Source organism: Methylorubrum populi (assembly GCA_036946625.1).
GTDB classification, from domain to species: domain Bacteria; phylum Pseudomonadota; class Alphaproteobacteria; order Rhizobiales; family Beijerinckiaceae; genus Methylobacterium; species Methylobacterium populi_C.
Genome location: JAQIIU010000003.1, coordinates 138,035 through 150,341 on the forward strand (window position 1 = coordinate 138,035; position 12,307 = coordinate 150,341).

Below are 12,307 nucleotides of genomic sequence, written 5' to 3' on the forward strand. Positions count from 1 at the left end.
GGTTTGGATCAGGGCGGATCGGGAAAGCGGAAGGCGTGGGCGAGGTGGCGCCGCCACCATGGGGTCAGGGCGACCTCCGTCACCGCCGCGCCGTCATGGGCGTGGATCATCGCCGCCGGTCCCGTGGCGATGGCGCAGTGTTTTGCCGGCAAATGCGCACGGAAGGCGAAGAGCAGCACGTCGCCCGCACGCGGCCCGTAACCCGGCAGCGGCTCGGTGACCGGCACGAGATGGCGGCGCGCGGCGGCGAGCAGCGGGTCGCTGCCGACGGACGCGGATTCGGCCCAGGAGGCGGCATAGGGCGGCGCCTCCTCCGGCTCGGGTCCGAGCACCGCCCGCCAGACGCCGCGGAGCAGGCCGAGGCAGTCGCAGCCGACGCCCTTCAGCGAGGCCTGGTGCCGGTAGGGCGTGCCGGCCCATTCGCGGGCCTCCGCCACGATGCGCTCGGCGAGCGGTGCTGGCCCGTCCATGACCGCCTCACCGGAACAGGCTGGAGCCGTCGAGGCGGGTGGCCGCATCGGGGGTCGACCGGAGCACGAAGTCGTTGCCGGGCATGTGGGGAAATCCCTGGAAGTTCAAGGAGTTGGCGAACTTGTCCCGGCAGGTGGCGAGGCTCTTGTCGCAGCCGGCGGTGAGGGCGAAGCTGTCGCCGGGCACGGCCGGCCGCGGCGGCGTCTCCCACAGGTCGAGGGTGACGCGCGCGCCCTCGCGACGGTGCGTCCTCACGTCGGCGGCGAGGCCGGCATTGGCGCCCCGCTCCCAGACGAGGCGCCCGCCGGAGAACCAGGCGTCCGCAAGGTCCGTGGACAGCACGACGGTGAGGCGGCCGGGCTCCGGCACGACCTGCACCGTGCCGGTCGCGCGATAGCGCGGGCCGGCGAGGCCGACGCGGCAGCGGGCATCGCCGAGATCCGCATCGCAGGCGGCGCGGAAGGTGCGGCCGGTCTGCGCGTCGAGGCGGTGCATCAGGCCGCGCAACTCGGCGACGAAGGCGCCGCCCGCCCGGCGGATCTCGCCGATCGTCGCCACGTCGAGCAGCAGGCGCGCCTCGGGCTCGGCCCAATCGACCAGCCAGGTCTCGACCCCGGCCCCGTCGTAGAGGCCCGCCGCCACGTCGGCCTCGGTGATCCCGGCGGAGGTGAGCGCGCCCGCGACCTCGCCGCCGCCGACGGCGAAACCGAGTTCCGCGCTCGCCTCCGCCGCCTCCAGGCCGGCGCGGGCGGCGTAGGTCACCCCGGCGAGCGCGAGGTCGCGGTCGTGGTCGGTGAAGCCGAGGACGAGGCCGTCGCGGCGGTGCAGAGCCCAGCAGCGGCACAGCGTGGTCGCCCCGTGACCCAAGCGGGCGGCGAGGGCGGGCGGGATCGCGCGCATCGGCTTCCTCCTCAGGGCACGATTTCGATCAGCGGGATGCGTGGCACCTCGCCCGCGGTGAAGGCGGCGAGATCGACCGTGAGTTCGTCGGTGTCGAAGCGGACGGGCACGTCGAACGCGAAGCCGGCGGTGACGCTCGCGCCCAGGGCGGGCACCGCATCGGGAGCGAAGGTGACCTGACCCGTCGCCGGATCGCAGGCGAATTCGTTTGCCGGCACTTCGGCGCCGTTCACGGCGACGCGCACGCTGCCGGCCACCGGCTTGGCGACGACCCGGCGATAGGCTTCCGGGCCGCTTCCGTAGGTCTTGGCGAGGGTGAAGACGCGGGTGGTGCCGTCGCCGGTGCCGATCGGCTGGTCGGTCGGCGCGATCGCGCGCGAGGGCGGACCGGAGCGGTGATCGACCCGGTCGCGGTAGCGGAAGCCGTAGAGCCGGCCGCGCCGCTCCTCGAAGAAGCCCAGCACCGCGTGCAGGGCGTCGAGGGTGCGGATGCCGAGGCCGGCATCGTAGCGGCGGCGCGAATCGGCCCAGCGGCTGTTGCGGTGCTCTCTCCCCGAGGCCAGCGTGACGATCTCGGTCCGCCGCACCGGGCCACCGCTGCCGCGCAAGGCGACGTCGAGGGGAAAGCGCACCTCGTGGAAGTCGGACGGCATGCGGGAGCCTCTCACAAAGCGCGCTGGCCGCGCGCCACGGCGCGGGCGAGGCGGGCGGCGACCTGCGCCTCCGAGCGGCGGAAGCCCTCGATGTCGGGGGTGGCGATGTTGACGGTGACCGCGACCGGCCGCTCCGCCCCGCCCGCGGCGACGCCGAGGCGGCCGTCGCTGCCGCGCCGCAGCGGCAGGATCGCCTCAGGGCCCGCCTCGCCCATCAGGCCGGTGCCGCCGGAACCCGCGAGCGGGAAGTAGGTGGGCGCGGCCACGATCCCGCCGGCGGCGAAGGGGCGAACCCGTCCGGTGCCCAGGGCACCTGCAAGACCGCCGCCGAGGACGCCGCCGAGGCGGAACGGCACGATCCGCCCCCCCGCGACGATCCCGCCCTTCGCCAGCGCCGTCGCGCCGCCGGCCTCGCCCCCCGCGCTCAGCAGGCCGTCGACGAGGCTCCTCACCCCCGTCCTCACGGGCGCGAGCGCCGCCTTCACCGCGACGTTCGAGAGCTTGCTCGCCAGCGAGGCCAGCACGCCGTCGAGCTGGCGCCCGGCATTGAGGTTGCGGTCGAAGGCCGAGGACAGGCTCTGTCCGAAGCGCTGAGCCAGCCGGTCGAGGGTTTCGAGCTGCTTCGTCCGCTCGGCGGTGGTGCGGTCGGCGTCGGTCATCGCACGTCCTCCGGATCGGGGTGGGCCGCGAGCAGCCGATCGAAGTCGGACCGGCCCAGGGCCTCGGGCGCCGGCCGGGTCAGGCCGGCGGCGGCAGCGAGTTCGCGGGGCGTCGCGGCCCAGAGGTCGCGCGGGCGCCAGCGCAGGGTCGCGAGACCGAGCGCCAGCACCGCATCCCACGGGAAGGCGGAGACGGGCGTCTCCGGCGCGGGGCTCCCCGGGGCGCTCAAGGGTCCGCGGGCGGCGCCTCGCCGAAGGCGGCGACCAGCGCTTCGCCCAGCGCCTCGGTCACGCGCGCGAGGCCGCCCGCGAGCGGCAGGCGGGCCACGGCCTCGTCGTCGAGGGCGTGGCCGCCGCCGCGCAGGGCTGCGCCGAGGAGCGCGATCACGTCGCGGGCGGCGAGCCGCCCTCCGGCGAAGCGCTCGGCGAGCCCGGCGAGATCGCCCGCGCCGAGCGCGTTCTCCAGTTCGGCCAGCGCCCCGAGGGTGAGGCAGAGGGTGTAGCGCTCGGACCCGAGCGCGAGCGGCACCTCGCCGCGTCGGCGGTTGGCCATGGTCTTAAGCCCCCGCGAAGCTCAAGGGGCCGGCGGAATCCAGCGCCATGTCGAAGGTGACCTCGCCCGCATGCTCGCCGCGGTATTCGAGGCTGGTGATCTGGAACAGGCCCTCGATCGTGCCGAAGGCGGGCACCACGATCTGGAAGGCGTCGATGACGCCGTCGAAGAACATCTGGCGCAGGTGCGCGTCGGAGGCCTCGTCGCGAAACACGCCCGATCCGGCGACCGAGGCGCGGCGCACGCCCGCTCCAGCCAGCAACTCGCGCCAGCGCCCGGCCGAGTCGGCGTTGGTGACGTCCACGGTCTCGGCGTTGAAGGCGAGCTGCCGGGCGCGCAGGCCCGCCACCGCGACGAAGCCGCCGGCCCCGTTGCCGACCCGGATCAGCAGATCCCTGCCCTTCTGTGCACTCATGCTGCGGCTCCGGTCTTGTCGAGGGCTTGCGCCGCGACCTCGGTCACGGCCTCGAAGGCGAGGGTGGCGCGGGCCTCGCCGCTGCGCTCGTCGCGGGCGCTGGCGATGCGGGCGAGGCGCAGGAAGACGAGGGCGTGGCCGTTCAGGGCCAGGTCGGCCGCGTCGAGCAGTGCGGCGATGCGCTCGGCCGCGTCGAGGGCGGAGCGCGCCGAGCCCGGCTTGGCGAAGACGGTGAGGGCGAAGGCGTGGCGGTGGCGGCGGGCCCCGTCGACGGAATCGTCGCGCACCTCACCGTCGCCGAACAGGGCGTAGACCGGCGCGGCCCCACGCGGAGGCTCGTCGTAGAGCCGCAGGCTGCCGCCCATCAGCGCGGCGAGACCCGCATCCCCGGCGAGGCGCGCGAGGATGCCGGCGCGCAGGGCGAGAAGAGGGCCGGGAGCCGTCACGGCGCGGCCTCCTCGATCACTTCCTCGATCTCGCAGACGAGATCGCGGCGGCGCCCGTCGGGATCGTCCGCCGCGCGGATGACGAAGCGGCGCGTCCCGTCGGCCAGGCGCATGTCCGGGGTGACGCCGGGGCGGTAGCGCAGGGCCACCCGGTAGAGGCCCGGCCGATCCGTCCGCCCGCCGCGACCCGCGACGGTGCTGCCCAGCGCCTCGAGCGAGCCCCACAGCACGGGACCGGCGACGTAGCGGCGGAGGCGGCCGCCGAACCCGTCGGACACGTCCACCGGCAGTTCGAGCACGAGGCGCCGCCGCCGCGCGCCGAGCGGCACATGTGTCATCGTCGGGTCTCCATGCGCTTCGGGACGAGCTTCGGGTCAGAGCCGCATCCGGCGGCAGGCGGCGGCGAGCCCGGCGGCTTCCGGCGGCAGCGGCCGTGGCGCGCCTTCGCGGCCGGTGTCGCCGCGGTTCTCGAACCCGTCGGCGACCGTCAGGCGCAGGGCCTGGACCAGCGGCTCGGGGACGGGCGGCCCCTCGCCGCCGCAGCCGGCGCTCACCTCGATCAGCGCCGATCGCGTGCCGAGCGGCGGCACGTCCGGCCCGATCAGGAGGCACGGCGCCTCCCACGGGTCGGGACCGATGCGGACCGGCCCCGGCGCGATCTCGGTGAGCGTGCCGCGCGCATCGACCAGTCCGGCGCGAACCACGGCCACGAGCGGCGACAGCGGCAGCGGCAGCAGCCCGAGCCGGGGCCATTGCGTCAGCACCACACGGAAGCGGGCCGGGCGCAGAAGGCGGCGGGCGGCCGCCTCGACCGCCGCCCGCGCCGCCGGGATCAGGCGGGCGATCAGCGCGTCCTCGGCGGTCTCGTCGGAGGAGAGCCGCAGGAAGGCGCGCATCTCGCTCAAAGTCGTCGGCTCGACGCCGGTCTCATCGACGCGTATCGGGGTCATGCCGTCCTCTCCTCGAAGCCTCTTTCCGCATCGATGCGCATGCCGACCCCGTCCGCAGCCCGTGCGGCACGCCCCGCCCTCACCGCGGCCCTGGCGCTGCTGCTCGCCGCCCCGGCCCAGGCGATCGTCGGCGGCCAGGACGGCGCGGCGGCGGTGCCGGGCGCGGCCTCGGCGGTGATGGTGCTGACCGCCGGCGGCGGGGTCTGTTCGGGGGTCGTCGTCGCGCCCGACGCGGTGCTGACCGCCGGCCATTGCGTGGCGGGCGTGACGGAGAACCGCGTGCATTACCGCGATGCGGCGGGCCGCCCGGTGCTCGCGGAGGTCGCCGCCCACAGCCTGCACCCGGCCTATGACGGCGACGCCATCCGCGGGCGCACCCGCTCGATCGACCTCGCCCTGCTGCGCACCCGCGAACCGCTTCCCGCCCGCTTCGCGCCGGCGACACTCGGAGCCGCAATGCCGCGGGCGGGCCGGAGCCTCACGCTGGCGGGCTACGGCGCGACGCGGGGCGACGACCGGCGCTCGATCGGCCGCTACCGCGGCGTCCTGCTCGCGGTGGTGGAGCCCTACGGCCCGAGCCGCATCCTGGTCTGGCTCCGGGCGCCGAAGGCGGGCGGCTGCCAGGGCGATTCCGGCGGGCCGATCCTCGATGGCGCGACGGTGGTCGCGATCGCCGCCTGGGTGAAGGGGGCCTGCGGCGGTCTCACCCAGGGCATCCTGCTCGGGCCGCAACGGGACTGGATCGACCGCACGCTCTCGGGCTGGGCCGCTTCCGCGCAGTGGTGAGGCGGTTGACCGATCGTGACCGGCGCGTCGCCGCCGCCAAGGAACCGGACAAGGAACCGGAGCTTGGCCGCCGAATTGCCTTCGGATAGGCTTCAACCGGCCCGGGATTCGTCCGCGGAATCCCGCCGAGCGCGCCCGGGCCCTGGGAGAACACGAGAGATGGTTGCGAGCCCCCTTCGCGCGTGCCTGTTCGGTGCCCTGCTGGGGCTCGTCCCGCTCTCGGCCCAGGCGGTGGTCCAGGGACACACCTCCCGCGATCCCGGGGGGCTCCGCGCCTCCGTCGTGCGCATCGAGAGCACGCAGGGCGAGATCTGTTCCGGCACCCTGATCGCGCAGGACATCGTGCTGACCGCCGCCCATTGCGTGATGCGCAAGGCGGGCTTCGACGTGATCGTGGTCGATCCGAACTTCCGCCAGCGCCGCCTGCGGGCGGTCGCCGTCTCGATGCATCCCGAATTCGTCCCCGGCACGACGCCGGAGGAGCAGCCGGGCATCGACCTCGCCCTGCTCAAGCTGGAGCGGCCGGTCGGTCCCGGATTCCGCCCGCTCGATCCCCGCGGCGGTGCGATCACCACCGGCGACGCCGTGGACATCGCCGGCTTCGGCGTGCTTGCGGAAAACCGCCGCAACACCGCCCGGACGCTGCGCACGGCCCATCTCGTCTCGATCGGCTCGCTGCAGGTGGCCAACCGCGTCACCGTCGTCACCGATGCCCGGCGCCTGGCCGAGACCGCGGGCGCGGGCGCCTGCCTCGGCGATTCCGGCGGCCCGATCCTGCGCGGCGGCCAGATGGTCGGCGTGGTGAGCTGGTCGAGCGGCGCCATGCGCCAGGACCGCCGCGCCCGCACCGCCTGCGGCGGCTTCACCGCCGTGACGCCGACCGGCGAGCACGCGGGCTGGATCGCCTCGCGCGCCGCCGAGATGGAGGCCCTGCCGGCCGACGTCGCCGCGGCACAGGCCGGACGCACCGAGTGGATGGCCCGGCCCGCCCGGCGGCGGATGTACTGAGAGCGGCTCAGGCGAACCGGAGCAGCTTGATCGCGGCGAAGTCCTGCACCCCGCCGCCGACGCGCTTCGTGGTGTAGAACAGCACGTAGGGCTTGGCGGAATACGGGTCGCGCAGGGTCCGCAGGCCCGCGCGGTCCACCACGAGGTAGCCGCGCCTGAAGTCGCCGAAGGCGATGGAGGGGTTGCCCGCGGCGATGTCCGGCATCGCCTCGGCCTCGGCCACGGGGAAGCCCATCAGGGTGGCGTTCCGGTCGGCGGCCAGCGGCGGCTGCCAGAGATAGTTGCCGTCCGCATCCTTGAACTTGCGGATCGCGCTCTGCACCCGCCGGTTCATCACGAAGCTCGCCCCCTGCCGATAGCCGGCGCGAAGGGCGTAGATCAGGTCGAACAGGATGTCGGCCGGGTTGCTCGCCGGGAAGGCGCCCGCCGCGCCGGTGGCGACGAAGCCGAGCTTGCCCGGCACCCAGTTCGCGCTGGCGACCGTATCGTAGCTGAGAAACCCCTTCGGCCGCCCGACGCCGTTGCCGGTGACGAAGGCGACGCTCTCCTGCTCGGCGAACGCCGTCTCGACTTCTTCCGCGAGCCACGCGTCGATGTCGAGCACGGCGTCGTCGAGGAGCGTCTGGGTCGCCGCCGGCATGGCGTAGAGCTCCATCGCCGGAAAGCTCAGTTCGGACAGGCTCGGCGCGTCGGTCTGCGGTCGCGGCGCGGTCTCGGCGACCCAGCCGGCGGCGGGGCCGTTGACGGAGACCGCCCGCTTGTACTGCCCGCCGGAGACGACCCGCACCGTGGCCAGCGCGCGGATCGGCGAGATCTCGGCCAAGCGCCGCAGCACCTCGCGCTCGATCGTCGGCGGCACGAGGTAGCCGCCGTCCGGCCCGGAGCCGGCCGACAGCGCCTTCTCTTCCAGCCGCTTGAGGCCGGCGCTCTCGCCGGCCCGGACGTAGAGGTCGAAGGCCGCCTTGTGCTCGGTGGCGGAGGCGTCCCGCGCCGGCTCGGCGCCCCCCAGCGGAGGCCGGGCGCGGTCGAGGCTGATCCGGTCGAGGCGGGTCTTCGCCTGATCGAGGGCGGCGTCGATGCGGGCGAGCTTCTCCTCGGTCACCACGTCGGCGGTGAGTCGGCTCTCGATCTCGGCGAGACGGGTGTCGTTCGCCTCCTTGAACGCTTCGAAGGCGCGGGCGAACTCGTCGAGCACCGCGTCGGCGCCGAACATCGCGGCCTTGTTCTCGGGCAGGCCTGCCGGGGCCTTGGTCTCGAAACGCGTCTCGGTCATGGCATCCTCGTCGGTGAGGGAAGGGAAAGGGTCAGGCCCGCGCCGTCGGCGGCGGAGCGGGAAGGCGCGGGCGCGGCAGGGGTAGGAACGGGCGCGGCGCGGCCGCGCGGATCACCCGCGCATCGGGCTGGAGCGGGAAGGTCACCAGCGAGATCTCCCAGAGATCGACGGCGATGAGCCGGCGACCGCCGCGCTCGGGGGAAGCCCGCACCACGCGAAAGCCGATGGAGAGTCCGTCGAGGGCGCCCTCGCGCATCAGCGCGTCGATCTCGCGGGCGCGCTGGACCGCGAGGTTGAGCCGGCCGGCCACGCGCAGGCCGCGGGCGTCCTCCTTGAGGGAGAGCCACGCGCCGATCGGCTCGGCCGGATCGTGCTGCCACAGCATCCGCACCCCGCGCGGTCCGCGCCGGGCGAGGCTCGCGGCGAAGGCGCCCGGTGCGACGGTGTCGCGGCCGAGATCGGGCACGCCGAACAGGCTGGCGTAGCCGGTGAAATGGCCATCCATCGAAAGACCTCGGAAGGAGTGAAGAGCGGGCTCTGCCCGAATCCCGCCGGGGCCTCATACCAAGTTGCAGGGAATCCGACCGATGGTCGGATTCCCTGCGCCCGGCGGACGCCCGCCGCCGCGCCTTCGCGCGGGCAACCGGCGATGCGTCGGGATCATCGCCGGTTGGTATCAGGCCCCGGTCCCCGGGACTTCGGACGAATAACCGACAGCCTCGCGCTTCTCGGCCGCAGACAGGAAATCGGCGCCCTGGACGCGGCGCCAGAGTGATTCGCGCTCGGTCGCCAAGGCCTCGACCGCATCGAGATCCGGCTCCAGCCGGGCCGGGCCGAAGGCCGGTTCGAGCCAGCGGGCGAGCGAGTCGGCGGTGCGGCGCACCAGCGGGATCACCGTCTGCCGGTAGAAGGCGCGGTTGGCCTCGGCGTAGTTGGCGTGGGTGTTGTCGCCGGGAAGCCCGAGCAGCAGCGGCGGCACGCCGAAGGCCAGGGCGATCTCGCGGGCGGCGGCCGCCTTGGCCTCGACGAAATCCATCTCCTTCGGCGAGAGCGAGAGCGGGCGCCAGTCGAGTCCGCCGTCGAGGAGGAGCGGGCGCCCGGCATTGGCGCTGCCCTGATAGCTCGCCTCCAGTTCCGCCTTCAGACGGGTGAACTGCGTGTCGCTCAAGGCGGCGCCGGTCGAGGGCGCGAAGACCAGGGCGCCGGAAGGACGCGCGGCGTTGTCGAGCAGCGCCTTGTTCCAGGCGCCCGCCGCGTTGTGGATGTCGAGCGGCACCGCCGCCGCCTCCATCGGCGAGAGGCCGTAATGGTCGTCGAGCGGGTTGAACAACGTCAGATGGAGGATCGGCGGCACGGCGCCCGCCTGCTCGTAGCGGACCCGCCGCCCGCCGACGGCGTATTCGTAGGCGACCGGCCAGCCGTCGGCGCCGGCCACCACGCGCATCCGGTCCGGACGCAGGCCGAACAGTTCGCGCGGCGTGCCGTCGATCTCGACCGCCTCGATATAGGCGTTGCCCGAGACCAGCAGGTGCCCGTAGATGCCGTCGAGGAAGCGCATCCCGCCCTCGCGCGGGTTCGGCCGGGCGAGAAGTTCGAGCAGGGGATGCGCCTCGTCGGCGCCGGCCAACGTCAGCGGAAGCGAGGCGGCGGCCTCGGCCACCAGCCGCACGGCACGGTGGACGACGGCGTTGCGCTGGAAGCCCTCGCGGGCGAGCGCCGCGTAATCGCGCGCGGTCCAGACCGCTCGGCTCTCCCCGTACAGGGCGACGGCCGCGCTCGCCTTCGTGGCCGGAACGAAGCCCGCGGCCCTGGCGAGCCGGGTCATGAGTCCAGGCATGGCACGTCCCCCGCCCAAAAGTGTTTCACGTGAAATTAACCGCACCGCTCGTCACAGCCGGCGGATGCGCGGCTCCGCACTCGGCGTCAGCATCAGGTGCGTCAGCGCCCAGACCAGGGCATCCAGCCGATCCGGCGAGCCGCCGCCGGGCAGGCCGCCGGGGCCGAAGGCGCACATCTCGTCTTCCAACGCCGACAGCGGTCCGACATGGCGGACGCGGCCCTGGGCGTAGAGGAGCGAGACCGGCTCGGCCCGCAGCATCTTTCCCCGCGTCGCCCGCACCGTGACGACGGGCACGCTCGCATCGGCCTCGGCCAGGACCGAGACGACCATCTCGCCGCCCTGGTTGACCTCGGCCACCAGCACGTCCGCGCCGAGGCGATGGTAGAGCGTCAGAGCCGCCCGCGCCCAGGCGGCAGGGGCCGCCCGTTCCAGGGTCGCGTCGGCGAGCACGTAGGCGCTGCCGTCCGCCGCGAGCCCCGCCGCGACGATCCCGCAGGCATCCGCACCGGCTCGCGACGAGGCGGGCGGATCGACCGCGACGGCGATGCGCTGCAACGGCGGCGCCTCGGAGATGCGGGCGCTCTCGATGGTCTCGCGGGTCCAGAGCGCGTCCGGCCGGTCCTCGATCAGCTCGCCGTCGAGTTCCTGGCGCCCGAGCCGGGTGCCGGCGTAGCGACCGACCACCTCTTCGAGGAAACGCGGCGCGAGGTTCCGGGCGTTGTCGGCGGTGCGCGAGCGCGTCACCACGCTCCTCGGATCGGCGAGAAGCCGGCGGATCAGCGGCACCGGACGCGGCGTCGTGGTGACGAGACCGCGCGGATGCGTCCCGAGCCGCAGGCCGAACTGGATCATGTCGTAGGCGGCCTCCGCCCCGCGCCACTTCGCGACCTCGTCGGACCACGCCGCGCCGAACTGGGGCCCGCGCAGGGAATCCGGCTCCTCGGCCGAGAAGGCCAGCGCCACCGCGCCGTTGCCGAACACCACCCGCCGCCGCGACGGCTGCCAGGCCAGCGGCGCGCCGCCGAGGCGCGGCAGGGCGAGAAGCCCGGACGGCCCCTCGATCATCACGTCGCGCACGTCGGCGAAGGTCTCGCCGACCAGCGCGATGCGCCCGACGGGCTCCTCCGTGAAGACGGGATCGCCGAGGGCCAACCCGCGCACCCATTCCGCCCCGGTGCGGGTCTTGCCGGAGCCGCGCCCGCCGATCACCGCCCAGGTGGTCCAGCGGCCCGGGGGCGGGAGCTGATCGTGCCGCGCGAGATGGAGCCAGTCCGCCTCAAGCAGGCGCAGATGCTCCGGGGAGAGCCGGCTCAGGAACGCCGTCGTCCGGCTCCGCCGCCGCGAATGCAGCATAGCGGCGCGCGATATCCGTGCGCATCGCCACGAGATCGGCAACGGACAGGGAAGGCCAGCCGGCTGCGCCATCCGCCCCTCCCTCCCGCACGGCCCGGTCGGCCGCCTTCATGTCGTCGAGCAGGTTCTTGAGGCCGCCGAGATCGCGCAGCACTTTTGCCGAATCGAACCCGGCGGGCGGCGCCTCCGCGTCGAGGGCCGCATCGAACCGCTCGATCTGCCGTTCGATCTGCGCCAGCAAGCGCGCCCGCAACCGCCTGGCATCGGGCGCCCGCTTGCGGGATTTTCCGGGACTTGGCTTTAAAGGCGCACTCGGCGGGGGCTCGCTGCATGGCTCGGAGGGGTCCGGCATCGCCGCGTCTCCATCCACACTTCCTGAGCGTGCCCTCTACCTACACGAGGAGCGTCGCGCTGTCAATGATGAAATTCCTATTTCTCACCCACATCGGAATCATGTCCTGAACGCTGGCGCCTGCCGGGCGTAGAAGGACAACGGTGAGCGAAGAGCCGGCCGGCAGCGACCGCCGCGCGTTTCGCGCCTGCATCCGTCAACCGCGAGCGAACGCGAAGCGATCCAGCCGCGCGACCTCTCCGGAGAGGACGGCACCTTGGATGGCTTCGGCTTCGCCTCGCCATGACGTAAGGGAACCTCGGCCGGCAGCGCATCATCCGGCCGTCGTCATGGATCCATCGACCGGTTTTTCCGCCCCCCACACGGAACACCGGAGGAACCTTGTCGGTCATCAAACCGAGGGGCGGCGCCGTCCGCCCCACCGCGGAGGAGACGGGACGATGCTCAAAGGTGGCCTGCTCTGGCTGATCGGTATTCCCCTGCCGATCATCCTGCTGCTGTGGTTCTTCGGCGTCTTCTGAACGTCCCATCGGCCGTGATCGAACGCCGTAACCGAAGCGGGAACGGGCGCCGCGTCTCGGCCGGCGCCCGTTTTCATGGGGAAGCGCGGCGGGCCGCCCGGGCCGCACCGCAACGCCGGTGAACGGA

The 12,307-nt window shown here is 73.9% G+C and carries 18 protein-coding genes; 3 read left to right on the plus strand and 15 right to left on the minus strand.

Annotated features, from left to right (window positions below; translation table 11 throughout):
* Positions 1-8: 8 nt before the first annotated feature.
* Genes PGN25_12055 through PGN25_12100 form a run of 10 tightly spaced genes read right to left on the minus strand, consistent with a single transcriptional unit; the run spans position 9 to position 5,047 of the window.
* On the minus strand, positions 9-470 hold the full coding sequence (locus tag PGN25_12055; GenBank protein ID MEH3118289.1) for an NlpC/P60 family protein: 462 nt from the start codon (positions 468-470) through the stop codon (positions 9-11).
* Between the two features lie 7 nt (positions 471-477).
* Positions 478-1,371: a DUF2163 domain-containing protein gene (locus PGN25_12060; protein MEH3118290.1), complete on the minus strand. Its 894-nt coding sequence runs from the start codon at positions 1,369-1,371 to the stop codon at positions 478-480.
* Positions 1,372-1,382: 11 nt separating this feature from the next.
* The gene (locus tag PGN25_12065) at positions 1,383-2,024 is read right to left on the minus strand and encodes a DUF2460 domain-containing protein (GenBank protein ID MEH3118291.1); all 642 of its coding nucleotides are present in this window, start codon (positions 2,022-2,024) and stop codon (positions 1,383-1,385) included.
* Positions 2,025-2,035: 11 nt separating this feature from the next.
* Complete coding sequence (locus PGN25_12070) at positions 2,036-2,683, minus strand: phage tail tape measure protein (protein ID MEH3118292.1); 648 nt, start codon at positions 2,681-2,683, stop codon at positions 2,036-2,038.
* Complete coding sequence (locus tag PGN25_12075; GenBank protein MEH3118293.1) at positions 2,680-2,913, minus strand: phage tail assembly chaperone; 234 nt, start codon at positions 2,911-2,913, stop codon at positions 2,680-2,682. The genes PGN25_12070 and PGN25_12075 overlap by 4 nt, the downstream gene beginning before the upstream one ends.
* Complete coding sequence (locus tag PGN25_12080; GenBank protein MEH3118294.1) at positions 2,910-3,236, minus strand: gene transfer agent family protein; 327 nt, start codon at positions 3,234-3,236, stop codon at positions 2,910-2,912. The genes PGN25_12075 and PGN25_12080 overlap by 4 nt, the downstream gene beginning before the upstream one ends.
* Before the next feature lie 4 nt (positions 3,237-3,240).
* Positions 3,241-3,651, minus strand: coding sequence for a phage major tail protein, TP901-1 family (locus PGN25_12085; GenBank protein MEH3118295.1), 411 nt, complete (start codon positions 3,649-3,651; stop codon positions 3,241-3,243).
* Positions 3,648-4,097 carry a DUF3168 domain-containing protein gene (locus PGN25_12090; protein MEH3118296.1) on the minus strand — a complete coding sequence of 150 codons (450 nt, stop codon included), beginning with the start codon at positions 4,095-4,097 and terminating at the stop codon, positions 3,648-3,650. Before PGN25_12090 ends, PGN25_12085 begins: the two co-directional genes overlap by 4 nt.
* Positions 4,094-4,435: a head-tail adaptor protein gene (locus tag PGN25_12095; GenBank protein MEH3118297.1), complete on the minus strand. Its 342-nt coding sequence runs from the start codon at positions 4,433-4,435 to the stop codon at positions 4,094-4,096. The genes PGN25_12090 and PGN25_12095 overlap by 4 nt, the downstream gene beginning before the upstream one ends.
* 36 nt (positions 4,436-4,471) lie before the next feature.
* Positions 4,472-5,047 (minus strand): hypothetical protein, encoded by a 576-nt coding sequence (locus PGN25_12100; GenBank protein ID MEH3118298.1) that lies wholly within the window; start codon positions 5,045-5,047, stop codon positions 4,472-4,474.
* A gap of 33 nt (positions 5,048-5,080) precedes the next feature.
* Between PGN25_12100 and PGN25_12105 the strand changes: the two genes are divergently transcribed.
* Together PGN25_12105 and PGN25_12110 are read left to right on the plus strand one after the other, a co-directional pair.
* Positions 5,081-5,833 (plus strand): trypsin-like serine protease, encoded by a 753-nt coding sequence (locus PGN25_12105; protein MEH3118299.1) that lies wholly within the window; start codon positions 5,081-5,083, stop codon positions 5,831-5,833.
* A 159-nt stretch (positions 5,834-5,992) separates the two neighbouring features.
* A complete protein-coding gene (locus PGN25_12110; protein ID MEH3118300.1) occupies positions 5,993-6,841 on the plus strand; it encodes a trypsin-like serine protease in 849 nt (282 codons plus the stop codon).
* Between the two features lie 7 nt (positions 6,842-6,848).
* Here the strand turns inward: PGN25_12110 and PGN25_12115 are convergent, their stop codons facing one another.
* The 5 genes from PGN25_12115 to PGN25_12135 all read right to left on the minus strand — a co-directional run bounded on the left by PGN25_12115 (position 6,849) and on the right by PGN25_12135 (position 11,548).
* Positions 6,849-8,114 carry a phage major capsid protein gene (locus PGN25_12115; protein MEH3118301.1) on the minus strand — a complete coding sequence of 422 codons (1,266 nt, stop codon included), beginning with the start codon at positions 8,112-8,114 and terminating at the stop codon, positions 6,849-6,851.
* Between the two features lie 31 nt (positions 8,115-8,145).
* Positions 8,146-8,619 carry an HK97 family phage prohead protease gene (locus PGN25_12120; GenBank protein ID MEH3118302.1) on the minus strand — a complete coding sequence of 158 codons (474 nt, stop codon included), beginning with the start codon at positions 8,617-8,619 and terminating at the stop codon, positions 8,146-8,148.
* Between the two features lie 171 nt (positions 8,620-8,790).
* On the minus strand, positions 8,791-9,951 hold the full coding sequence (locus PGN25_12125) for a phage portal protein (GenBank protein ID MEH3118303.1): 1,161 nt from the start codon (positions 9,949-9,951) through the stop codon (positions 8,791-8,793).
* A 51-nt stretch (positions 9,952-10,002) separates the two neighbouring features.
* A complete protein-coding gene (locus PGN25_12130; protein ID MEH3118304.1) occupies positions 10,003-11,268 on the minus strand; it encodes a terminase family protein in 1,266 nt (421 codons plus the stop codon).
* On the minus strand, positions 11,231-11,548 hold the full coding sequence (locus PGN25_12135) for a hypothetical protein (protein MEH3118305.1): 318 nt from the start codon (positions 11,546-11,548) through the stop codon (positions 11,231-11,233). The genes PGN25_12130 and PGN25_12135 overlap by 38 nt, the downstream gene beginning before the upstream one ends.
* Positions 11,549-11,988: 440 nt before the next feature.
* Here PGN25_12135 and PGN25_12140 point away from each other — a divergent pair, with 440 nt between their 5' ends.
* Entirely contained in the window at positions 11,989-12,180 is a 192-nt protein-coding gene (locus PGN25_12140) for a hypothetical protein (protein MEH3118306.1), read from the plus strand.
* Positions 12,181-12,307 lie beyond the last annotated feature (127 nt).